The 21,872-nt window shown below is 63.6% G+C and carries 18 protein-coding genes and 1 pseudogene; 6 read left to right on the top strand and 13 right to left on the bottom strand.

The window, feature by feature from the left end; translation table 11 throughout:
• Positions 1-129 precede the first annotated feature (129 nt).
• A complete protein-coding gene (locus AC3FOF_RS02785; protein ID WP_017231128.1) occupies positions 130-1,050 on the top strand; it encodes a LysR family transcriptional regulator in 921 nt (306 codons plus the stop codon).
• A 58-nt stretch (positions 1,051-1,108) separates the two neighbouring features.
• Here AC3FOF_RS02785 and AC3FOF_RS02780 read toward each other — a convergent pair whose 3' ends face one another.
• Both AC3FOF_RS02780 and AC3FOF_RS02775 read right to left on the bottom strand, forming a co-directional pair.
• A complete protein-coding gene (locus AC3FOF_RS02780) occupies positions 1,109-1,618 on the bottom strand; it encodes a DUF6630 family protein (RefSeq protein ID WP_488725704.1) in 510 nt (169 codons plus the stop codon).
• A gap of 79 nt (positions 1,619-1,697) precedes the next feature.
• Entirely contained in the window at positions 1,698-2,387 is a 690-nt protein-coding gene (locus AC3FOF_RS02775; RefSeq protein ID WP_488725703.1) for an ArsR/SmtB family transcription factor, read from the bottom strand.
• Between the two features lie 70 nt (positions 2,388-2,457).
• Here AC3FOF_RS02775 and AC3FOF_RS02770 point away from each other — a divergent pair.
• A pseudogene (locus tag AC3FOF_RS02770) lies at positions 2,458-2,556 on the top strand (EamA family transporter); the annotation flags it as partial.
• 48 nt (positions 2,557-2,604) lie between these two features.
• Here AC3FOF_RS02770 and AC3FOF_RS02765 read toward each other — a convergent pair.
• From AC3FOF_RS02765 to AC3FOF_RS02755, 3 genes are read right to left on the bottom strand one after another with little or no spacing between them, the layout of a single operon-like run.
• A complete protein-coding gene (locus tag AC3FOF_RS02765) occupies positions 2,605-5,712 on the bottom strand; it encodes an efflux RND transporter permease subunit (RefSeq protein ID WP_488725702.1) in 3,108 nt (1,035 codons plus the stop codon).
• Positions 5,713-5,718: 6 nt separating this feature from the next.
• Positions 5,719-6,786, bottom strand: a complete 1,068-nt coding sequence (locus tag AC3FOF_RS02760) for an efflux RND transporter periplasmic adaptor subunit (protein ID WP_488725701.1) — start codon at positions 6,784-6,786, stop codon at positions 5,719-5,721.
• A complete protein-coding gene (locus tag AC3FOF_RS02755; protein WP_488725700.1) occupies positions 6,783-8,240 on the bottom strand; it encodes a TolC family protein in 1,458 nt (485 codons plus the stop codon). Before AC3FOF_RS02755 ends, AC3FOF_RS02760 begins: the two co-directional genes overlap by 4 nt.
• Positions 8,241-8,491: 251 nt before the next feature.
• On the opposite strand from AC3FOF_RS02755, the gene AC3FOF_RS02750 reads away from it, so the two are divergent.
• Together AC3FOF_RS02750 and AC3FOF_RS02745 are read left to right on the top strand one after the other, a co-directional pair.
• Positions 8,492-9,154 carry a response regulator transcription factor gene (locus AC3FOF_RS02750; protein ID WP_017224384.1) on the top strand — a complete coding sequence of 221 codons (663 nt, stop codon included), beginning with the start codon at positions 8,492-8,494 and terminating at the stop codon, positions 9,152-9,154.
• Between the two features lie 17 nt (positions 9,155-9,171).
• Positions 9,172-10,482, top strand: a complete 1,311-nt coding sequence (locus AC3FOF_RS02745) for an ATP-binding protein (RefSeq protein WP_488725699.1) — start codon at positions 9,172-9,174, stop codon at positions 10,480-10,482.
• An 87-nt stretch (positions 10,483-10,569) separates the two neighbouring features.
• Here AC3FOF_RS02745 and AC3FOF_RS02740 read toward each other — a convergent pair whose 3' ends face one another.
• Positions 10,570-10,791, bottom strand: a complete 222-nt coding sequence (locus AC3FOF_RS02740; protein WP_488725698.1) for a GDCCVxC domain-containing (seleno)protein — start codon at positions 10,789-10,791, stop codon at positions 10,570-10,572.
• A gap of 110 nt (positions 10,792-10,901) precedes the next feature.
• A complete protein-coding gene (locus AC3FOF_RS02735) occupies positions 10,902-11,252 on the bottom strand; it encodes a mercuric transporter MerT family protein (protein WP_035805932.1) in 351 nt (116 codons plus the stop codon).
• 63 nt (positions 11,253-11,315) lie between these two features.
• Here AC3FOF_RS02735 and AC3FOF_RS02730 point away from each other — a divergent pair, with 63 nt between their 5' ends.
• Positions 11,316-11,717: a MerR family transcriptional regulator gene (locus AC3FOF_RS02730; protein ID WP_017224381.1), complete on the top strand. Its 402-nt coding sequence runs from the start codon at positions 11,316-11,318 to the stop codon at positions 11,715-11,717.
• Between the two features lie 193 nt (positions 11,718-11,910).
• On the opposite strand, the gene AC3FOF_RS02725 is transcribed toward AC3FOF_RS02730, so the two are convergent.
• The 6 genes from AC3FOF_RS02725 to AC3FOF_RS02700 form a co-directional block, all read right to left on the bottom strand.
• A complete protein-coding gene (locus AC3FOF_RS02725; protein ID WP_017224380.1) occupies positions 11,911-12,249 on the bottom strand; it encodes a copper-binding protein in 339 nt (112 codons plus the stop codon).
• Positions 12,246-15,416 (bottom strand): efflux RND transporter permease subunit, encoded by a 3,171-nt coding sequence (locus AC3FOF_RS02720; RefSeq protein WP_488725697.1) that lies wholly within the window; start codon positions 15,414-15,416, stop codon positions 12,246-12,248. Before AC3FOF_RS02720 ends, AC3FOF_RS02725 begins: the two co-directional genes overlap by 4 nt.
• A complete protein-coding gene (locus tag AC3FOF_RS02715; protein WP_488725696.1) occupies positions 15,413-16,951 on the bottom strand; it encodes an efflux RND transporter periplasmic adaptor subunit in 1,539 nt (512 codons plus the stop codon). Before AC3FOF_RS02715 ends, AC3FOF_RS02720 begins: the two co-directional genes overlap by 4 nt.
• Positions 16,948-18,249 carry a TolC family protein gene (locus AC3FOF_RS02710; RefSeq protein WP_488725695.1) on the bottom strand — a complete coding sequence of 434 codons (1,302 nt, stop codon included), beginning with the start codon at positions 18,247-18,249 and terminating at the stop codon, positions 16,948-16,950. Before AC3FOF_RS02710 ends, AC3FOF_RS02715 begins: the two co-directional genes overlap by 4 nt.
• Positions 18,250-18,319: 70 nt before the next feature.
• Entirely contained in the window at positions 18,320-18,721 is a 402-nt protein-coding gene (locus AC3FOF_RS02705) for a copper resistance protein (RefSeq protein ID WP_488725694.1), read from the bottom strand.
• An 828-nt stretch (positions 18,722-19,549) separates the two neighbouring features.
• Complete coding sequence (locus AC3FOF_RS02700) at positions 19,550-19,789, bottom strand: hypothetical protein (protein WP_276268634.1); 240 nt, start codon at positions 19,787-19,789, stop codon at positions 19,550-19,552.
• Between the two features lie 908 nt (positions 19,790-20,697).
• Between AC3FOF_RS02700 and AC3FOF_RS02695 the strand changes: the two genes are divergently transcribed.
• Positions 20,698-21,870 (top strand): cytochrome P450, encoded by a 1,173-nt coding sequence (locus AC3FOF_RS02695; protein WP_488725693.1) that lies wholly within the window; start codon positions 20,698-20,700, stop codon positions 21,868-21,870.
• Positions 21,871-21,872: the final 2 nt, after the last annotated feature.

Genomic DNA, 21,872 nt, shown 5'->3' with positions numbered 1-21,872 from the left:
TTTACAAGGGAAGATTTCAATAAGGCCGGCGGCATCCGCAACGCGCGCTATTGTTCACCGCATGGGACAATGTTCTCCGCCGGCGCGTACCGCTCAAGGACGCATGCGGTTGGCGGAAAGGACGGGCGCATGAAGACGATCGAATGGAAGGACTGGGAGATTTTCTGCCGGGTGGTGGAGGGCGCGGGCTTTACCAAGGGCGCCGAACTGGCCGACGTGCCGAAGTCCTCGGCAAGCGCTGCCGTATCCCGGCTGGAGATGCAGCTGGGCGTGCGCCTGTTCGAGCGCACCACGCGCCGGGTGCGGGTGACCGAGCGGGGGCAGCAGTTGTACGATCGGGTGGCGCCGCTGTTCACGGAGTTGCGCGAGATCAGCGCCGAGGCGGTGTCGGTCAGCACGGAGGTCGCCGGCACCTTGCGCATTGCCACGCCCTACGAGGTCGGCTCCCTGCACCTTTCGCCCAGCCTGACCCGGCTGCTGCGCCTGCATCCCGCGCTGCGGGTGGAGGTCGACGTGACGTGGGACCAGCCCGACCTGGTCGAACGCGGTTACGACCTCGTCTTCGTGATGACCAATACCGGGCTGCACGACAGCTCCTTCGCCAGCAAGCGGGTGGTGCTGATCGATCGCGGCTTCTTTGCCTCGCCGGCCTTGATCCGCGCGCGCGGGCTGCCTCGCACGCCACAGGACCTGGCGAACTGGCCCATGCTGGGCAATGCCGAGGACCGGCGCTGGGAATTCCTGCGCGATGGCACGGAGGTGGCAAGCCTGGCGGTGGAGCCGCGCATGCGTACGCAGAATGCCGAGATCCGGCTGAAGGCGGCGCTGGACGGGCTTGGCGTGGCGCGCCTGTCGCCGCGCTACGTGCAGGATGAACTGGACCAGGGGCGGCTGGTGCGGGTGTTGCCCGGCTATACGTCGTCGCCGCTCAAGGTGTATGTGCTGATGCCCGCGCGCAAGCTGATGCCCGCCAGTGTGCGGGCGTTTCTCGATGTGCTGGAGGAGACGCTGGGCAGCGCGGATCCCAGGCTCGCGGCGGCGCGGGGTTGAGGGCCCGGCGCCGGCACCCGGGGCTGCCGCGGCGCCCCGGCCGCCCCCGCCGGCAGTCTCAGTATGGCTGGTCGCAGGTCCTGATTTCCAGTCCCAGCGTCTCGGCGAGGGTGGTTATTTCCTCGTCGTCCTCGCCGCGCGCGATCCAGCCGGCGTAGGCGTCGCCTTCGGTGTTCCAGTTCCACAAGGTGACACCGGCGAGGCGCAATTGCTCGTGGGCAAGCTCCATCAGTTCGGGCACGCTGGCGCTTTCCAGGAAGTCCTCGTCCTCGGTATCTTCCACGCCCCAGTCGAGTTCGATGTCGAGCCGGGCGCAAAGCTCGTCCATGCAGCTGATAAAGGACTCGGCATCCTTCCAGTCGACATAGAAGCCGGATTCCCAGTCGATCACGTCCTTGAGGATCCACAGCAGTTCCTGGCCTTCGACCACATCCGCGTCATCCGAATCGGCCAGCGCTTCGTCGAACAGCGTCTGCTGTTTTTCGGCCATGGCCGAGTCGTCGAAGTTGATCAGTTCGATCAGGCGCCAGAGCGCCTGGTGCGCTTCGTTATTCAGTCCTTCGCTCATCGCATCTGCCCTCCACCGGTGCGGCGCCTGTGCGGCGCATTGAAATCGGGAAATGATACCTAATCCGCACGTCGTTGGCTCAGCCGGCAATGCGCGGGATCTCGCGTTGCCCGCGCGGCGTCACCCGCAGCGCGCGCGAGGTGGGCGTGGGTTCTATCCAGTTGCGTGCCATCAGGCTCTCGAGCAGCGCCGCGCCGAGCGCGCCGCCCAGATGCGGCTTGCGCTCGCTCCAGTCGGGGCAGGTGCAGGCAAACTGCCGCCGCTTGCGGCGCGCCACCTCGAGGTCCACGCCAAGTTGCGCCATGCCCTGCGCGCCGCTCGCGGTGAGGTCCACGGTGGTGCCTTGCACCACGATCCAACTGGCCTGCGACATCCGCTCGAACAGGCCAACTGCCAGTTCCCCCGCGAGATGGTCGTAGCAGGTGCGGGCCTGGCGCAGCCCCGCGGGGGCGGTACGGGAGGCAGGCACGACCCGCGCACGCGGCGGCTGGCTCGCCAGCGACGCGCTGGCGAGCGCCTCGATGGCTACGCCGATCTCGGGCGTGGCAAGCCGGTAGTAGCGATTGCGCCCGCGCGTCTGCACGGCGAGCAGGCCGCCCTCGCTAAGGCGCGCCAGGTGTCCGCTGGTGGACGATGCCGACAGGCCCGCGATGGCAGCGAGCTCGCCTGCCGGCCGCGCGCTGCCGTCCATCAGCGCCCACAGCATGGCGGCTCGTCCGGGGTCGGCAAGCAGGCCAGCCAGCTGGCTGATGCTGGGAGCGTATTCCATAGTTCATCCTGAATTGAAGCAACGAATGCAGTATAGGCGTTTGCCGGCGGATGATGGCCTCGGACTTCAATGCGTGTTCGTGGTGGCGCTACGCCATCTGGGTACGGCCAGAACCGGCGACTTCCCGGTGGCACCGCTCTTCGGCGTCATCCTCTCATTTGCGCTATGGAGCATAACTACCGACACCGTGCGCAGACGTGAGTGGGGCAAGCTGGAATCAACGGTCTGCATTCTGGCTTGCTCCCCAGTCAAATTTGCCGAAGCGTAGCGCCAGGGTCGGCAATATCAGCAGGTTCAGCACGGTCGAGGTGAAGAGGCCGCCCAGGATGACAATCGCCATCGGCCCCTCCACCTCGTTGCCCGGTTCGCCGGATTGGAGCGCCAGCGGCAACAGGCCCAGCCCGGTAACGAGCGCTGTCATCAGAATGGGCGCCAGCCTCTCGGTTGCGCCCAGAGTCGCCGTCTCCAGGTTCCAGGCGTGGCCCTCGACCTGGACCAGGTGCTCGTAGTGGGAGATGAGCATGATGGCGTTGCGCAACGTGATGCCGAACAGGGTCACAAAGCCGACCATCGACCCCAGCGACAGCAGTCCGCCCGTGGCAAAGACCGTAAGCGCGCCGCCCACCAGCGCGAACGGCAGGTTTGCCATGACCAGGACCAGGCCGCGCCAACTGCGCAGTGCCAGATAGACGAGCAGGCCGATGCCGGCGGCCGCCATGGCGAAATAGACCAGCAAGTCCCGCTGTGCGTGCGCCTGGGCCTGCGCCTCGCCCGATAGGGCGAAGTAATAGCCCTTCGGAAACTTCACGTCAGCGGCAATGCGGCGCTGGGCCTCTCCGACAAACCGACCGAGCGAAGGACCGTTGAGATGCGCGGTCACGGTCTGCAGCCGTTGGCCGCCATCGTGCAGAATGAGGTAGCGGCCTGTCGTTTGCGCGATGTCCGCAAGGCGGCTTAGCGGCACCATGACGCCATCGGCATTGCGCAGCGGCAACTCGCCCACCTGAGCCGGCGTGCGGCGAGATTCGCTGGCGAGCACCACCGCCACATTGACGACGGCGTTTGCCTCATAGACCTGGGCGACCTCGGCGCTCTGGTAAGCGGTCTGGATGGCTTCCATCACGTCCAGCGGTGCAAAGCCCCAGCGCGTCAGCTGGTCCTGCCGCAGACGGATGGTCAGCTGCGGGATCTCGGGAGGCGACTGCACCGTCACCCCGGCCGCCCCCGGAATGGTGCTGAGCGTGCGCGACACCTGCCGCGCCAGGCCGTCCAGGATATCGAGGTCATTGCCGAACACGTTGACGATGACCGGCGCCGTGTAGCCGGAAATGGTTTCCTGGACCCGTTCGGTCAGAAAGGTCTCGGTGGCAAAGGTCAAGCCGGGAAAGCCCGCCATCTCTTTCCGCAGGTCGGCCAGCGTCTGTTCCTGTGCCTCCGCATCCAAGCCAGGCTTCAGGTCGATCTCGAACTCGCTGTATTGCGGGCCGAAGACATCGATGCCGCGCGCGGTTCGTCCAACCCGCTGCGCCACGCTCCGTATGTTCGGCACCGCCAGCAGCGCATGGCTGACGCGTTCCCCGATACGCAGCGATTCTTGCAACGACGTGCCCGGCGCCGCCTGCATGTGGGCGATGAAATGCCCTTCGCGCAGCTCCGGCAGAAACTCCGTGCTGAAGAAGGGTAGTGTTGCCAGCGTCGCCAGCACCAGGCCGGCAAATGCCACGACGACGGCAATCCAGTGCTGCTCGACCTGGGTGAGGATGGCTGCGTAGCGGGCCTTGAGCCACTGGTAGACGCGGGGCTCCTCCGCGTCGCTGGTACGGTTGGCCAGCAATGCATAACATAGCGCCGGGGTCAGCGTGAGTGCGACCACCAGCGACGACATGATGGCCAGGATATAGGCCATCCCCAGTGGGGCGAACAGTCTGCCGGCAACGCCGGACAAGCTCAGCACCGGCAGGAAGACGGTGGCGACGGTAAATGTTGCATATATCACCGCGCTGCGCACCTCGGTGGATGCGGTGACGACAACCGTGATGGCGGGCAGCGGCGTCGCCAAGTGGCGGTTTTCGCGCAGGCGACGGTAAATGTTCTCCACGTCGATGATGGCATCGTCCACCACCTCGCCAAGCGCGATGGCCAGTCCTCCCAGCGTCATCGTGTTCAGCGCCACGCCGAAGTGATGCAGTACCACGACGGCGGCCAGCAGCGAGAGCGGGATGGCGGTGGCTGAGATGAAGGCGGTGCGTACGTTGAAGAGAAAAAGGAACAGGACGATGACCACCAGCGCCGCCCCTACGACGAGCGCCGTGCGCAGGTGGTCGGTCGAGGCGACGATGAAATTGGCGGGCCTGAAGATGTCAGCGTGCAGTTGGATACCATTGGCCGCCAGCATTGGCTGCAAGGCTGCCAGCGCTGCCTCGACGTTCCTGGTCACCGACACGGTATCCGCGCCGTACTGGTTGCTGACCATCAGCACGACGCCCGGCTTGCCCTGGATGTTGGCGCCGCTGACCGGCAATTCCTGGCCAAGTACGACCTTGCCGACATCCGCGAGCCGGACCACGGCGCCGTTCTTCTGCAGCAGGACAACCTGGCCCAACTGCTCGGCGGTCGTGGTCTGGCCGACGGTGTTGAGGACAATGCGCTGGTTCGGGGTTTCGAGCACGCCCGCACCACGGATGCCGGTTGCGCGTTGCGTCGCGCTGACCACGTCGTGCAGCGAGAGGCCAAGGCGAACCAGTTTTTGCGGGTCGACCTGGACCTGGTATTGCTTGATTTCGCCACCGTAGATACTCACGTCCGAGACCCCGGCACGACTCAGCAGCCGGGGCTTCAGCGTCCATTCGGCGAAAGTGCGCAGCGCCATGGGCGAACGCGTGTCCGACGTCATCCCTATCCCAAGCACAATGCTGGTCGCCGAGCTCAGTGGGGTCATCTTCGGCGCGCGTACTCCCGCCGGCAGCTCGCCCGTGAGGGTTGCCAGATGTTCCGCCACCAACTGCCGGGCGCGGCGGATATCGGTCTGGCCATTGAACGTCAGGGTAACGACCGATACGCCCTGTATCGATTGGGACCGCATGGATTCAAGCCCGATCGAGCCGCCCAAGGCATTTTCAACGCGCTGTGTGACCAGCAGTTCGACCTGCTCTGCGGAGAGCCCGGGGGCTTCCGTCTGGACGGTAACGAGCGGTGGCGTGAATTCCGGAAAGACGTCGAGCTTGCTCTGGAACAAGGCATAGGTGCCATAGCCGAGGAGCAGGCAGGCGAGCGCAAGGATGACGCCGCGAAGGCGGACGGAGAAGTCGACAATGGAAGTCAGCATATTGGGTCAGCGCGCGTCGTTGCCTTGCTGGCTGGCCAGTTGCGCTCGGGATTCTTCGGAAAGCAATAGCTGCGCGCCCCGCACCACGACCCGGTCGGCGGGCTTGAATCCTTCGGTGACGACAAAGTCCCCATCTTGAGGCGAGCGCGGGTCGACTGGCCGGCGCTGGAAGTGCGTGTTGTCGGACTGGACGTAGGCCCAGGGTTGACCGCCATACCAGACGATGGCGCCGGCGGGCACCAGCAGGCCGCTATCTTGTCCCGACGGTACAGCGAGGTGGGCGGATATGCGCATGCCCGTAGCCAGGGGCACAGCGGCGCGATAGAAGTAGGCTTGCCCCTGGATGCCGGGGTCGACCTGGGGCGACGGCGAAATCAAGCGCGCGTCGAACGCGGGGATACCATCCGTCGTCACTTTCAGGACGGCGGGGGCTGTTGCGGATGGCCCGGGCGGCAGGACGACCCGCAGTAACACTTCGCGGCGTGCCACGAAGGGGACAAGCTCCGGGGATTCCGGTGTCGACGCCCAGGCCGACAGAGTCGGTCCGAACTGTTGCCTGGCTGCGCTGGCAATGGCGGCGACCCCCACGCGTGCCGCATTGACTTTTGCCGTCGCCGAAGCAAGCACTGCGCGCGCTGCTTGCACTGTCTTGAGCGACACATTGCTTGCGTCTGCGTTGAGGGCCTGGAGCCGCTCATAGTCTGCGCGCGACGCGTCGAGCGAAGCTTGGGCGGCGTTCAGGTCCGCGACACCGGAGGCATGGCGGCTCGCCATTTCCACGAGGGGTTGCAAGTCGAGAACGATGCCATAGGCGGCGGGTCCGGTCGTCGCGCTGGCGGGCGCCAGTGCATCCACCTGGAAGCCGCTGCGTGTTTGCATGGCGGCGTCGACCGTCAGCGTAGTGAATCCCTCCGCCACCGCGATGCGGACCGCGCTCGGGACCGGCGCCTCGCGCTCGGCTTCCTTGTCCTGCTCACCCTTGCTCAGCAAGAACCCGCCCAGCACAAGCGCGGCCAGAATCGCAGGCGACAAGAGCAGAATGCCCTTGAGTATCGTTTTTCTTGTCATGGTCACTTGACCCAGTTGTTCGGATTGGCGCCCGCATCGCGGCCGGAGAGTGGACGCTGGATGGCATCTTCCAGCCGGCCGATGGCCTGCTGCATCCGGAATTCGGCGTCTTGCCATGCAAGCCGCGCGGCAAGCTCGGTCCGTTCGGCAAGCGTCAACGCCATCCGGTCGGTTTGTCCCGCTTCGAAGGAACGTCGTGCTGCCAGGAGCTGGCGGCCTTGCATGCTGACCTGCTCCTCATTCCGCTTCAGGATGCTTTGCGTGGCTTGATACGCGGTGATGGCGCCGTCGGTTTCACCCAGTGCCTGGGCTTCGAGCCGCTTGACCTGGGCTTCCGCTTCCAGTCGCCGGGCCCGCGCCTCTGCGATTGGCCCCTCGTTGCGATTGAAGATGGGCAGCACGAGATTGGTAAAGTCGAAGCCAAGCTTGTGCAATCCCTGGTCAAAGGTATAGCCCGGGCCAAGATGAATGTCCGGATATTGCTTGGCGACCTCCAGCTGCAACGCGGCTTGACTGGCTTCGTACTGCGCCAGGCCAGACAGCACATCGGCCCGGTTCAGCAATGCCTGTAGCCGGATTTCCGGGGCCGGAACCGAGGCATAAGGCCGTCCGAAATCCGTAAGGTCGATATCCAGGCCATCGAGGGCGCCCGACCGTAGCCCAAGCACATTGGCAATCAGGACCCTGGCGGCTGACGTCTGCCGCTGCGCATCCAGCAAGTCGGCCTGAGCCTGGATGAGAGCCAGGCGCTGCTGATTCTGCTCCCATGCCGAAGCCTCGCCCAGGAGGACGCGTTTCTCCAGCATCGTATTCATGCGTTGGTCCAGTTCCAACTGCTGCTTGAGGAGCTCCGTCCGCGCATTCGCCAACCAGAGATTCAATAGCTGGGTCCGTAGCTGGCTTCGCACGCTCCAGGCCGCATTTGCGACATCCAGGCGCGCCGCGCTGGCGAAATGGGTAGCCTGGTCGATGCGGTAGCCGCGCTTGCCGGCAGTCTGAATCGGGATGTCCAGCGCAATACCGAGAGTCCATGGCGAGTCTCCGCCCTTGGGATTCAGCGTGCGTTGAAACGGCAACTGCAGGGCCGGATTCGGCCGCTGCGCGGCGGTCTTGATGCTGGCTTCCGTGCTCGCCAGCCTGGCACGTGCGAGGTCCAGGTCCGGGTTGTAGTACAGCGCAGCAAGGGTCAGGGTATCCAGGTTCCAGCGGGGTGGTGGCCAGTTGGTGCTTGAGGGCATGGCATGCCGCTCAATGAAGTCGCGCAAGTCAGCCGATGCAAGCGAACGCTCGTTGTATGTGTTGGCAATGGTGCCGGCGGAGATTGGGCGCGCGTCATAGTGGTCGAACGCGCAAGCTGACAGGGTCGCGCAGCAGACAGTGAGGAACCATGCCCGAGACGAGGCTAGAATCCGTGGCATCGAGCCCGGTCGCGCCGTCAGCGTGGCGTTGGCGACATTCATTCCTCGGCTCCTCTGGTCGATTCCGTAGTCCGATCCGGACCACCAGTTGGTGAGTGCCCATTGGCCTGAGGGAGCGATGGGCAACAAGCGGGGGCGAGGATATGCAGCGAAAATTAGCGGGGACTTAGCAGATTCAAGCCGAAGTGACTTATGCGGCAATCGCCGCCAAGTCTCCACTAAGTCTCCGCTAAGTCTTCACAGACACGCTGCGCGCGGGGCTGGCATGGACAAGCAACCGAAATGGGGAGAGGATGCGAACGCTACTGGTGGAAGACGATCCCCTTATCGGGGAGGCCATATGCCAGACTCTCAGGGACGCGGGCTATGCGGTGGACTGGACGACGGATGGCCGTCAAGCCGCTACGGCGCTATTCGCGCAGCGCTACGAGGCGGTTCTGCTGGACCTGGGGCTTCCCGGAAAAGATGGCCTCGAGGTACTACGCGAGGCACGAAGGCAAGGAAATGCCGTGCCGGTCCTCGTTATCACGGCGCGCAGCGCGGTAGAAGACCGCATTGCAGGCCTGGACCTCGGCGCGGATGACTATCTGGTGAAACCGTTTCATGTCGGGGAGTTGCTGGCCCGACTCCGCGCCCTCACGCGGCGGCAAGGCCAAGAGGTTTCCTCAATCCTTCGAAATGGCGCGCTCTCGCTGGACCAGGCCAGTCACGAGGTCTGGTACCAGGGCATCCAGCGTCAGCTGTCGGCTCGCGAATTTGCGCTCTTGCGCGAATTCATGCTCCGGCCTGGTGTCATCCTCTCCCGCAATGCGCTCGAAGAGCGCATCTACGGTTGGAACGAAGAGGTCGAAAGCAATGCCGTTGAGTTCCTCCTTCACGGGGTCAGGAAGAAACTTGACGCGAGTGTCATCAAGAATATCAGGGGGGTGGGATGGATGGTGCCAAAGGCGGAGTGAACCGGTCACTCCTATGGATGTTGTCCATCTCGATATGCGGCACGATTCTGGTCATTGGGCTTGTGGCAGCAGCGGCGTCGTTCTGGTTCGCCTTTGAGGAGGCGCGCGACCTGCAGGACGACGAGTTGCGGGAAATTGCCTGGCTGGTCTCGCCTGGCGATGCCGGGTTTCTCTCCTCGCAGGGCGGGTTCGTTCAGGCCGAGGAGCCGGAGATGCGAATCTGGGTGCTGAAGGTATCCAAGCTAGCCACTCGGGTGGTCACGCCAGACCCGTCGCTGACCCTGCCGGGCGAGCTATCCGATGGTCTGCACACCATTGATTCGCACGGCGAATCGTGGCGCATCTACATCAGGCCGCTGAGCGCGGAATATGGCCTGGCTGTCGCGCAGCGAACGTCGGCGCGAGACGAGATTGCACGTGACAGCGCGCTGCGGACCCTGATTCCGCTGTTGTCCGTGATTCCCATCCTGACACTGCTGGCCGGATTTCTTATCCGAATTCTGCTGCGGAAAGTACAGCAGCTCTCTGCAGAGGTCGATAGGAAGGGCGACACAGATCTGGCACCGCTCGTCACGCAGGGCGCGCCGTCGGAAATCCTGCCGTTTGTGAGTTCGACGAACAGGCTGCTTGGGCGGCTGCAGTCGGCCATTTCGCAGCAACGCCAGTTCGTAGCCGACGCGGCGCACGAACTGCGCTCGCCGGTTACTGCGATGACCCTGCAACTGGAGAACGTCATGACGGTGGAGGCCGTTCCCGAGGCAGTCTTGGCTCGCCTTGCTCCATTGGGTGCGAGCATCTCACGCATGCGCTCCCTGGTCGAACAGTTGTTGATGCTGGCCGAGCACGAGGCAGGCCCGCCGACGGTTGGTCACGACATCGACGCCAAGGTTGTGCTCATCGATGTGATTGGGGAGATATTCCCGTTCGCGGATTCCAAGGATATCGACCTTGGCTTAGAGGTTGGCGAGGCGCTGACGATCCGCGGGAGTCAAGAGGACTTTCGCGCGCTGGTTCGCAATGCCATCGACAATGCGGTCCTGTACACACCACCTGGTGGAAAGGTTGATGTACGACTGTATCGGAAGAGCGATGCTGCCATGTTTGAAGTGGAAGACTCCGGGCCGGGCATTCCCGAAGGGGAGCTTCCCCGCGTGTTTGACGCGTTCTATCGGGTTGTCGGGTCGGGGCAACCGGGGAGCGGGCTTGGGCTGGCGATTGTTCGGAGCGCAGCGGCGCGGCTTGGTGGCCAAGTCAGTTTGCATGCCGTTACGTCGGACGGAAAGACAGGCTTGCGGTTTGTGTACACGCAACCCCTCGCAAACGATTGAAGACGAGCTTGCGCTTTTGCCGGAATCCGCGCCATGGCACGCATCCCGCAACGCGGCTTCGATGTCTTGGCGAAGTCTGGCCACAGTTCATTCGCAGGCGCAGCACGACCCCGACAGTTGTTGCATCGGTGGGCACCTGTTGGTGCCATACGAGCAGAAAACGCAGCAGTCCCCGGCCGTGGGTCTGAGTACTGCGTTGCAATGTTCACACTCGTAGAACCACTGACAGGCGTCTGTGGGCATCGTCTCTGCTTTCGCGTGCGCACACCTGGGGCAGGTGATGGTTGACTGCAATTCGACGGCGCTCATCATTTCTCCTGCCTGATGGTCGATGGATAGCGCGTGCCGGCAGCAAAGGCCGCGGCAGAAGCGATGGCCGCGACGAACAACAGGACTGGATTCCTATACATGGGAATGCCTCAATAAAACAGCGGTGCATACAGTGGGAACGCCATCAGCGCCACGGCGCCGGGCGCGACGGTCCAGAACATGACCCGTTGGCGTCTCCGCACGGCCGGAGCCGCGCAGGCCTCCCCTGCGTTGCAGGCTTCAGGCTTGCTGTAGAGGCGATAGAAGGCGAACCCGAAGAACGCGAGCGCTCCGGCCATGAAGAATGGTTGAAATGGCTCCAGCGCGCTCAGTCGAGTACCCCACGCGCCACCTAACCCCAACATGACCAGCAGTAGTGGCCCAGCGCAACAAGCTGACGCGCCAATTGCGGCTCCTGCGCCGGCCAGCAGAGCACCGGGTGTTGTCCATCGACCTGCCATCACACTTCCTTTTCGACCTGCTTGCACGTAGTCTAGCTACGTACCTAAGTACGGAGTCAAGTGATGGAGTCGACACTAACAATCGGGCAGTTGGCCAAGGCGGCCAATGTTGGCGTGGAGACGGTGCGCTACTACCACAGGTGCGGCTTGCTGCCGGTACCGGAACGCGCGTATGGCGCTATTCGTCAATATTCGCGGCAGAGCTTGCAGCGGCTTCATTTCATTCGCCGGGCCCAGGCGCTGGGCTTCACCCTGGATGAAGTTCGCGCCCTGCTGCAGCTCAATGACGGTAGCGCATGCGGTACCGCCCGCACGCTGGCAGAGCACAAACTCCAGGTCGTGGAGGAGCGGTTGCGGGATTTGCGGGTGCTGCGAACCGAGCTGAGAAGCCTTGTCGGACAGTGCCGCGCTAATCATGCGGAGGTCTCGTGTCCCCTGATCGACACGTTGTGTGGGTCAGAGTGACGCTGGGCGGCAGCGTCCGGAAAGTGCCGGCTTGATTGACGTCTGGGATGCACAGTGGGCACACCTGACCGGCACACCGGCGGCGTGCCGGATGAGCACAACTTGGCATTCACCTCCTTTCAGGCCCCGTGATTGTCGTAGGCCTTTCAAGAATTCTGAGCACCGCCCGCTTTAGCAGTGCTCGGAACAGGCATTAGGGGCGACGCATTTCGACCACGGTCGCCTTGCCATCCACGCTGTCGAACGTAACTGACACGGTGTCGCCCACCTTGAAATTCTTTAAGACAGCGCGGTCTTTCACCGGGAAGGCCATTGTCATTGCATCCATCCCAAGGTTTTCGATGGGGCCATGCTTGAGCGTCACCTTGCCAGCGTGCCGGTCAATCTTTTTGATTTCGGCAGCGACAGGATGCGGTGCTTGCCGAGATTGGGTGGCCGGCTTCATGTCCATGCCATCCATCGACCCGGCAGCGAAGGCTGCCGGCGCGGCTGCAAGGGCAAGAACGATCGAGAGGGCGTTGGCGTATTTCATAGCGATTCCTTTCCAAGGGTGGGGTGGGTGGATGCGGCGGGTGAACTCATCCGGCGCCTGCGCATCAGGAAATAGGCGGCCGGAACAACAAAGAGCGAGAGCAGGGGGGCTGTGACCATGCCCCCCACCATCGGCGCTGCGATGCGCTGCATGACTTCCGAGCCGGTCCCGCCCGCCCACATGATGGGTAACAGGCCGGCCAGGATGACTGCCACAGTCATGGCCTTGGGGCGAACGCGCAGGACGGCACCTTCCTGAATCGCCTCAAGCAGGGCCGCGTGGTCGGCATGCCCGCTCTCAATTTTCCTGAACCAGGATTGCTTGAGGTAGAGCAGCATGATGACGCCGAACTCCGCGGCGACGCCGGCCAAGGCGATGAAGCCCACCACGCTTGCCACCGATAAGTTGTGGCCAAGGAGATAGAGTAGCCAGAACCCGCCCACCAGCGCGAACGGCAGGGTCGCCATGATGAGCAGGGCTTCGTCGAATCGACTGAAGGTAAGGTAAAGCAGCAGGAAGATGATGAGCAGCGTGAATGGCACCACCACCTTCAGCTTCTGGGTGGCGCGTTCAAGATACTCGAACTGTCCGGACCAACTGATGGAATAGCCGGCAGGCAGCGGCACCGCCTTGGCAACGACACCCTGCATTTCCTGCACGGCCGAGCGCAGGTCGCGTCCCCGGATATCCACATAGACCCAGCCGGACAGCCGCGCATTCTCGCTGCGCAACATCGGCGGCCCCTGCGTCACCTGGATGCGGGCGACATCTGCCAGCAGAATCTGCTGACCACTTTGCGTCACCACGGGAAGCATGCGCAATTGCTCGACCGAGTCGCGGTAGTCCCGTGGATAGCGGACGTTGATGGGGTAACGGGCCAAGCCATCCACCACTTCGCCAACGTTCTCGCCGCCGATGGCCGACGCCACGATGCTTTGGACGTCGTCAACATTGAGGCCATAGCGGCTGGCTGCCACGCGGTCGATGTCGACGTCGACGTAGCGTCCACCGGCGAGACGTTCGGCCAGGGCAGAGGTAACGCCCGGCACCGGCTTGACGGCTTGTTCTATCTGGCCGGCCAGCTTGTCGATTTCCTTCAGGTTGGTGCCGGCCACCTTGATGCCCACCGGGCTCTTGATGCCTGTGGCCAACATGTCGATACGGTTGCGAATCGGCGGCACCCACACGTTGGATAACCCCGGCACCTTGACCGTCTTGTCCAACTCTTCTACCAGCTTGTCCGGCGTCATGCCGGCTCGCCACTGGTCGCGCGGCTTGAACTGGATAGTGGTCTCGAACATCTCCATCGGCGCCGGGTCAGTGGCAGAGTCGGCACGGCCAGCCTTGCCAAACACGGTTGCGACCTCTGGCACCGTCTTGATGAGCCGGTCGGTCTGCTGGAGCAGTTGCGCCGCCTTGCCGGCAGACAGTCCTGGCAGCGCCGAAGGCATATAGAGCAGGTCGCCTTCGTCGAGCGGAGGCATGAACTCACCGCCAACCCGCATGATGGGCCACGCGGTTCCGGCGAGCATCAGCGCAGCGACCACGATGGTGCTCTTCGGGTAGCGCAGTACCCGGGCGAGTACCGGCTGATAGAGTCGGATAAGGAAGCGATTGACGGGATTGGATTGCTCGGACGGAATCTTGCCGCGTATGAGGTAGCCCATCAGGACAGGAATCAGCGTCACAGCCAAGCCTGCGGCTGCTGCCATTGAGTATGTCTTGGTGAAGGCGAGCGGAGAAAACAGGCGACCCTCCTGGGCTTCCAGCGTGAACACGGGAATGAAGGACAGGGTGATGATGAGCAGCGAGAAGAAGAGCGCTGGTCCCACCTCCGCTGCGGATTCGCCAATCACCTGCCATTGTTCGTCGCCGCGAAGATGGCGCCCAGGATTCTTTTCGCGCCAATGCTCGATGTGCTTGTGTGCGTTCTCGATCATCACGACAGCCGCGTCGACCATGGCCCCAATGGCAATGGCGATGCCACCCAACGACATGATGTTGGCGTTCACGCCCTGATAGCGCATCACCAGAAAGGCAGCCAGCACACCCAGCGGCAAGGAGACGATGGCGACCAGCGCGGACCGCATGTGAAATAGGAACACCAGGCAGACCACCGCCACTACGATGAACTCTTCGACCAGCTTGTGCGTCAGGTTTTCCACCGCACGATTGATAAGGCTGGAGCGGTCATAGGTCGAGACAATCTCCACGCCCGGCGGCAGGCTCTTCTTGAGAGACTCGAGTTTCGCCCGGACTGCCTCGATCGTTTCCAGGGCATTCTTGCCGGAGCGCATGATGATGACGCCACCGGCGACTTCCCCTTGACCGTTCAACTCGGCGATGCCGCGTCGCATTTCCGGGCCCAGCTGAAGCGTAGCCACATCGCCGAGACGAACCGGGATGCCCGCATTGCTGACATTCAGCGGAATCTGCCGAAAGTCGTCCAGCGTTTTCAGATACCCGGAAGCACGCACCATATACTCGGCTTCGCCGAACTCCAGCACCGAGCCGCCGGCTTCCTGGTTTGCGCCCTTCAGCGCTTCCAGGACTCTGGCCTGAGGAATGTTGTAGGCGCGCAGTTTTTCGGGCATCAGCACAACCTGGTACTGCTTCACCATCCCGCCAATGGAGGCTACTTCAGAGACGTTGGGTAGCGACTTCAGTTCGAAGCGCAGGAACCAGTCCTGTAGCGCGCGCAGCTGTGCGATGTCGTGTTGGCCGGTCTTGTCGACGAGCGCGTACTCGTAGACCCAGCCCACCCCCGTGGCATCCGGACCGAGCGCGGGCTTGGCCGCAGCAGGCAGTCTTGACTGAACCTGGTTCAGGTACTCCAGCACGCGCGAGCGCGCCCAGTACAAATCGGTGCCGTCCTCGAACAGCACATAGACGAAGGAATCCCCGAAGAACGAGTACCCCCGCACGGTCTTGGCTCCGGGCACCGATAGCATGGTGGTCGTGAGCGGATAAGTCACCTGATTCTCGACGATTTGCGGAGCCTGGCCGGGGTACGTGGTGCGGATAATGACCTGGACGTCGGAGAGGTCCGGCAAGGCGTCAAGCGGCGTGCTGCGCGCCGCCCAAATGCCCCACGCTGTCAGGATGACAGTCGCCAGCAGGACGACGAAGCGGTTCCGAATCGACCAGCGGATGAGGTTTGCCATCATGGCTTTGCTCCCGCCGTGCTTGCGGCTGCCTGCTGTACGGAAGACAGGACCGGTGTTCCCTCGCTATCCATGTGGAACTTGAAGCGAATCTGTTGACCTTCCTTCAGACCCTTCGGCATGCCGGAAGGAGGCGGCTTGAAGTCCATCGTCATGGCGCCCCAATGCATGGTTGGAATCGGTCCATGTGAAATGGTCAGGCCATTAGGCGACACGGCTTCAATGCGTCCGACTCCCTCATGTTCGGGGGGCGCTGCTGCGGGCGCGGATGCTGCAGGGACAGCTTCCATCCGAGTGGCGGTGCCGCGCAGGCTGGCTTCCGAGTCGATGAGGAACTGGCCCGAGGTGACGACCTTCTGGCCGGCTTTGAGTCCGTCCAGTACCTCCACCATGCCCGAGGCTTCCCGGCCTGTCTTGATGTCCGCCGCGACAAAGCCATTCTTGCCGGTGTCGACCATGACGATGTTCCGTTGGCCCGTGCGGATGACAGCTTCGGACGGAACAAGCAGCGCCTCCTTCTCCTGACCGGCATCGAATCGAACCGTCGTGAACATGCCAGGCAGCAACTGCCGCCCCATATTGGGCAGCACGATGCGGACCTTGATGGTTCGGGTGGCCGGATTCACGTCGGGTAGGACGGTGTCGACTTTGCCAGCGAGCGCCTCAGATGCACCGGTCGGCGATACTTTGACGGGCACGCCGGGCGCGATGCTGTGGCTTTGCCCTTCCGGCACTTCCGCGATGACCCAGACCTGACTCAGGTCTGCCAGGCGGTACAGGGTCATACCGGGCGCTACGGTCATCCCGTCACGAACTCCGACCTCGGTCACAATGCCGTCCACCGGGCTGGTTATTCCCAGATTGGGCTGCAGCTTCCCCGAGGACTCGACGGCGCTCACTTGGCCAGGCGTCATCCCGGCCTGGAGCATGCGTGCCTTGGCCGCACTACGCAAGTCGGTTTGCCCGCTGATCGCCATGCGTGACACCGCCAGGTATTCCTCCTGCGCCGCCACCCAGTCCGGCGAGTACAACGTCACCAGCGGTTGGCCGCGCTTGACCGGGTCTAGCGTTGCCTTGACGGAGACATGCTGCACGAAGGCATTGGTGCGGGCCTGGATAACCTGGACGCTACGTTCGTCGATGGCGACATTGCCGGGCACTTCCAGCACGGCGCTCAGCCGGCCAGCCTTCACCTCAGCGGTGCGGATGCCTAGATTCTGGGCGACGCGGCTATCGACGGTCACGCCGCTGCTGCTCCCGTCGCCGTCCGCGTAGACGGGCACGAGCTGCATGTCCATGAACGGCGACTTTCCGGGCTTGTCGAAGCGTTGGCCTGGCACCATGGGGTCGTGCCAGTAGAGAACACGTTTTCCGGTCTTCGGGTCCGTGTCGCTGGCCTTGAGCCCTGCCTCCGCCACGGCCGGAGCTGGGGGCTGGGTGGACTTCGCGCCCTGCCTGACACCAAGGTGATAGGCGCCATAGAGTGCGCTCGCGGCGACGATGACACCCACCGCGATGGAAATGGCCTGTTTCTTCATTTGAGCTCCTTCACGGCGGGTTCGGTCTGTGCTGTCGGCAGCGGGATGAGGAAGGTCAGGTCGGCCCACAGCTTTGCCGTTTTGGCTTCAAGTGTCAGTCGCTCGAGCGCCGTGTCGATGGCTCGGTGGTTTGCTTCGGCAACAGCGGCCAGGGGCCCGGTGTTGGCCCGGTATGCCGTCAGTGCAGCGTCTGCCTGGGCGTTTGCCAACGGCAAGATGTTCTGGTCGTAGCGTTTGAGCCGGTCGAGATTGCGCTGCAGCTCGGCGAGCTTGGCCGCGACCATTGCCCTGGTATTGCGTGCGATGACTTCCGACTTGGCTCGTGCCTCCTGTGCCTGTGCGAGCTTGGCAGCGACTTCGCGGTCCTGCCGATTGCCCTGGTCCCAAGGCACCGGAAAGCTGACGTTGAGAGAACCCATGTTGGAAAAGGCGGAGCCGCGCTGGCTGTACATCAACTCGACGGTCACATCCGGCTTCCTGTTCTCAGTGGCTGCCCGAATGTCGGCTTCCGCCAAGGCGATTTGCCGTTGGGAAGCCGCCATTTCCGGCAAGGCATCCAGTTCGGTCTGCACAAGCTGCTGCAGGCGCAAGGGAACGACGAGACCCGGCCGCTCCGAGAGTGGGCGACTTGCGGCTTGGCCGACCCAACGTTCGAGATTCGCGCGGGTCGCGTCGACGGCGGCTCGGTTCTCGTCAAGGCGGTCCTGCAGTTTCTGAATTTCCATCTCCGCCGCAAGCACATCCGCTCGCGTGCCACGCCCGCTTCGATAGGCGGCCATGGCGGCTTGAAGTTCGAGTTCCAGGGGGTGGCCATGGTGGCCGAGGAGCACGTCCGCTTGCTGGGCATACCAGCGGTCGAGCCATGCGGTGGCAACGCTGCGCTGAACATTGGCCAGGCTGACGGCTCTCTGCGCCTCTGCGGCGGCGGCTTCCGCTTCATAGCGCTCCGTACGCGCTCGGCGCTTGTCTGAGCGAGTGAACTCCTGAACAACGCTGACAGAGCGCTGGGTCATGAAGTCCCGGCTGAGCGAGAACCTATCATTCCCGTTGACCGGGACATTGTTCAGCCCGAGTTTGAGCACGGGGTCCGGCAACTGGCCGGCCGCGACCGCCATTTGTACGGCGGCTTCAACGGCGCCGTGAGAGGTCTCGGCGTTGCCGGCACGCGTGGTGGCCAGCGCAACGGCTTCTTCGATAGAAAGAGGTGGTGCCGACTGGGCGTGCACCACAAGCGGCACGGCCATGCCGAGCACAGGCGCGCAAAGCAGCGCCTGCATCAAGCGACGAGGGAAAAGCATAAAGCCTCCAGGAGCAACGACAGCTGTCCCGGTCTAGCGAGACAGCACCCGAATTGCGTTGCTCAGGAGGCTACGTGCGATAACAACAGTGGAGGATGGAGAGCCGTGGTGGTGGCGCGCGCGGGATGGCGTGGCCATACACCAGTGCAAAGTGGTCAACCGTGGGCGCCGGCGTTGGCTCTACCACGTTCAACAGCACCGGCAGAAAAGCAGGAACTTGCGGTGATGCGTGGTCGACAGATTTGGAGCCGAGCTGGCAGTGCTCAAGGCAGAGCCCGTCATGCGCCCCCGTGTCCTGTTGGGCATTCTTCGCCATCTCCGGGCATGACTCCATCATGCCGGCCATGTCGTCCATCTGCTCAAGCGAATAACGGCTTCCCGTACAGGCGTAAGCCGCCGCTGCCAGTTGGACTGTCAGGAAAGCGGTGATGAGAAACCCGGCAAGCCATAGCCGGCGAACAGATGTGCGCACGAGAACTGTTGCTTATTTTGACAAGAATAGTATCAGCGTTCAGCGAAGTTTGGGATGGACCTGCCGTGGCAGGTTGTCGCACATTTGTCGGTCGGACAAGGAAGCGAGGAGTGCCGTCGTGCCAACGGCGGCCGGGATGATCTTCTTCATGATAGGTCTCCGTTCACCTCGAACGGTGCGGCTCCGAACGTATTTCGTCCAATGGTTGGCCAGCACTGCCGAGTGCAAGGTCGTTCGCTAGGGAACAACCTCGTTGCATGGTCGTTGGGATAGGACTAGCCGTTGCCTTTGCAAGCCAAGCGGTAGCGCCGGCTTGCTGTACTCGGCCTCAGGCGGAGAACGCTTTAGGTGGACGCTCCTGGAGCGCGAGGACTACAGAGGGGCAGCCAGACGCCTCAATGTCCACGCGACCCTCAATGCTGCGCCATCCAGATTTGCGTCGTCGAAATTTCGCAAAGAAGCGCATAGCTGGACTGGAGCGCGTAAACTTGATTAGAAGGCTGTCCACCCAAATTAGACGGAAAGTGGCTAAGCCGGATCAATCGCTCGGCCATGGACCCGGATGGGAAAAGCCGAGATTGCCAGGGGAGCATCCGCCACGAGCCCAAACTTCGCGCTTTTCTTGGCTTCATATGGCAGGCTGAATAGCGTGAGCGCAGTACCAAGGGGGGCTGAGTTGAGATGCCGGTCACAGGGCTGCCTGTTGGAGCCAATTTGATGTGTACGGCATCAGCAACATTTGCGACGTGATTCACTTGATGTGGCGGGGGGTAAGCCATGAGCACGATTCGCGCTGCCGCGATGGCTGCTTCGGCGTTGTTTTTTCTATCAGGATGCAGCGAAGTTCCAACCGCGGCCTACTACGACGATACCTACACCGCCGGATACTATTCCGGGCCTCTCGGCGATACCTATCCTTATTATGAGTATCCCAATTATGATTATCCGTATTATGGATATTCGGACCACGAATACCCCTATTATTCTGGATATTACTATGGCGGCTTTCCAGTGTATGGCGCCATTTTCTTCGGGAGCTTCCATCACGGCCGGCACCACCGGTTTCATCACGGATTCCATGACCGTGGTCAAGGTATGGACCATGGCGCCGGTCCGGCTATGAGCCTGGGCGCCGGTCCTGGCATGGGCGCTGGTAGCGGTCCGGGTATGACCCATGGCAGCGGTGCGGGTGCGGCCGCTGGAAACGGGCGGACTATGGGCGCTGGCCGCGGCCAGGGTATGGCCCATGGCGGCGGTCCGGGTATGGTCCCCGGCAGTGGTCAGGCCATGGGCGCTGGTGGCGGCCAGGGTATGGTCCATGCCGGCAGTCCGGGTATGGCCCTCGGCGGTGGTCCGGCCATGAGTCCTGGCAACGGTCCAGGCATGGGTCACGGTGGCGGTCCGGGGATGGTCAGAGGAAATGGCCCGGCTATGGGCGCTGGCGGCGGCCAGGGTATGGTCCATGCCGGCAGTCCGGGTATGACCGCCGGCGGTGGTCCGGCTATGAGCCATGGCAACAGTCCAGGTATGGGCCACGGTGGTGGTCGAGCTATGGTTCGCGGCGGGGACGGCGGCGGGCACAATGGAGGAGGCCATTAGTCCACTCAGAATTGATTGCGGCGTTTGCCTCCGATATTGAATCGAGAATGAGGCGTCGATTTCGGAAGCGCTCTCCTACCGGACGCAATTCTTGCCCGAAAGCAATTTAGTGACGCGCACCGATCTGGACGCATTGAATAATCAATGGCTCAGTGCGACTTTCGGAAGCACTTTATTCCCCGGGGTCAGATGAGGAATGCAGGCATTCAAGCGCGTGGGAGTAAAGTGCCGTAGCTGGCTGACCGGCGGCCAGCGAAGGCGCGGTTTTACGCGGGGCCGCATTCCATATTTCACCTCGTCATGAAACGTCGGGCCACTGGCGGCGGCATACTCTTTGTGTGCTCCTGAGCCCACTCCTTGGTCCCGTGCCGCCTCCCATGCCGATGCCCCCCGACCCGCTTTCCGCCGTCACCCATCCCGACCCCGCGGCCTACTATCACACCCTCGCCGCGCAGCGGCCCTTCTATCGCGACGAAGCGCTCGGCCTGTGGGTGGCCGCTGGCGCCGCCGAGGTGGCGGCGGTGCTGGCGCATCCCGCGTGCCGGGTACGGCCGCCCGCGCAGGCGGTGCCGCCGGCGCTCGCGGATAGCCACGCCGGTGCGCTGTTTGGCGGCCTGATCCGCATGAACGACCGCGAATGGAACGCACCGCTCAAGGCGGTGTTGCGCAAGCGGATGGCGTGCCTGGATCTGGCCGGCGTGCGCGCGCGGGTGTCGGCGCTGGCGCTGGATCTGCCGTTCGACAGCCGCCATCAGGGCGCGGCCGTCAATCACTGGATGTTCTCCTTGCCGGTGCTGGCAGTGGCCGATGTCCTGGGACTGGAGGTGGCCGGCGCGCGTGGCGAGGCGGCGCGGATGGCGGCGCAGGTGGCCGCTTTCGCGCGGGCGATGTCGCCGCTGGCCACGGCAGAGCAGCTTGCTGCCGGCAGCGACGCGGCGGCCTGGCTGCAGGCCTGGATGCGCGCGCGCCTGGCGTCCGCTACAACGGGCATGGCCCCAATGGATGATCCGGCCGCGCCGCCGCTGGAGGGGCTGGTGCGTGAGGCGCTGGCGGCCGGCGTGACGCGGGAGATTGTCGTCGCCAATGCGATCGGCCTGCTGATACAGGCTTGCGAGGCCAGCGCCGGGCTGGTCGGCAACATGCTGCTGCGGCTCGCGCGGGAGCCGCAGCGAGGGCGCGGGCTGGATGCGCTGCAAGAGGCCGCCGCGGGCGTGCTGCGGGAAGATCCGCCGGTGCAGAACACGCGCCGCTTCCTGGCCGCCGATGCGCGCCTGTGCGGCGCGGATCTGAAGGCCGGCGATACCGTGCTGGTGGTGCTGGCGGCGGCATCGCTCGATGACGGCGGCGGACGCACCGGCGCGTGCGATGCATCGGCGGCGCCCTGGACCTTCGGCCGCGGCCGTCATGCCTGCCCCGGCGACGCGCTGGCGTCGGCGGTGGCGCAGGCGGTTGTCGCGGCGCTGCTGTCGCGCGGCGCGGATCCGGCGTTGCTGGCGCGCGCGTTCCGCTATCGCCCCTCGCTCAACACGCGCATTCCGCATTTTCTCTGATC

The organism is Cupriavidus sp. 96C5-1 (genome assembly GCF_057798855.1).
This window is presented reverse-complemented; position numbering and strand designations above follow the sequence as displayed.

Bases quoted from the DNA above. Each gene is read 5' to 3' on its own strand.
- AC3FOF_RS02785 (WP_017231128.1), top strand. From the start codon at position 130: ATGAAGACGATCGAATGGAAGGACTGGGAGATTTTCTGCCGGGTGGTG.
- AC3FOF_RS02780 (WP_488725704.1), bottom strand. From the start codon at position 1,618: ATGAGCGAAGGACTGAATAACGAAGCGCACCAGGCGCTCTGGCGCCTG.
- AC3FOF_RS02775 (WP_488725703.1), bottom strand. From the start codon at position 2,387: ATGGAATACGCTCCCAGCATCAGCCAGCTGGCTGGCCTGCTTGCCGAC.
- AC3FOF_RS02765 (WP_488725702.1), bottom strand. From the start codon at position 5,712: ATGCTGACTTCCATTGTCGACTTCTCCGTCCGCCTTCGCGGCGTCATC.
- AC3FOF_RS02755 (WP_488725700.1), bottom strand. From the start codon at position 8,240: ATGAATGTCGCCAACGCCACGCTGACGGCGCGACCGGGCTCGATGCCA.
- AC3FOF_RS02750 (WP_017224384.1), top strand. From the start codon at position 8,492: ATGCGAACGCTACTGGTGGAAGACGATCCCCTTATCGGGGAGGCCATA.
- AC3FOF_RS02745 (WP_488725699.1), top strand. From the start codon at position 9,172: ATGTTGTCCATCTCGATATGCGGCACGATTCTGGTCATTGGGCTTGTG.
- AC3FOF_RS02740 (WP_488725698.1), bottom strand. From the start codon at position 10,791: ATGAGCGCCGTCGAATTGCAGTCAACCATCACCTGCCCCAGGTGTGCG.
- AC3FOF_RS02735 (WP_035805932.1), bottom strand. From the start codon at position 11,252: ATGGCAGGTCGATGGACAACACCCGGTGCTCTGCTGGCCGGCGCAGGA.
- AC3FOF_RS02730 (WP_017224381.1), top strand. From the start codon at position 11,316: ATGGAGTCGACACTAACAATCGGGCAGTTGGCCAAGGCGGCCAATGTT.
- AC3FOF_RS02725 (WP_017224380.1), bottom strand. From the start codon at position 12,249: ATGAAATACGCCAACGCCCTCTCGATCGTTCTTGCCCTTGCAGCCGCG.
- AC3FOF_RS02720 (WP_488725697.1), bottom strand. From the start codon at position 15,416: ATGATGGCAAACCTCATCCGCTGGTCGATTCGGAACCGCTTCGTCGTC.
- AC3FOF_RS02715 (WP_488725696.1), bottom strand. From the start codon at position 16,951: ATGAAGAAACAGGCCATTTCCATCGCGGTGGGTGTCATCGTCGCCGCG.
- AC3FOF_RS02710 (WP_488725695.1), bottom strand. From the start codon at position 18,249: ATGCTTTTCCCTCGTCGCTTGATGCAGGCGCTGCTTTGCGCGCCTGTG.
- AC3FOF_RS02700 (WP_276268634.1), bottom strand. From the start codon at position 19,789: ATGAAACCGGTGGTGCCGGCCGTGATGGAAGCTCCCGAAGAAAATGGC.
- AC3FOF_RS02695 (WP_488725693.1), top strand. From the start codon at position 20,698: ATGCCGATGCCCCCCGACCCGCTTTCCGCCGTCACCCATCCCGACCCC.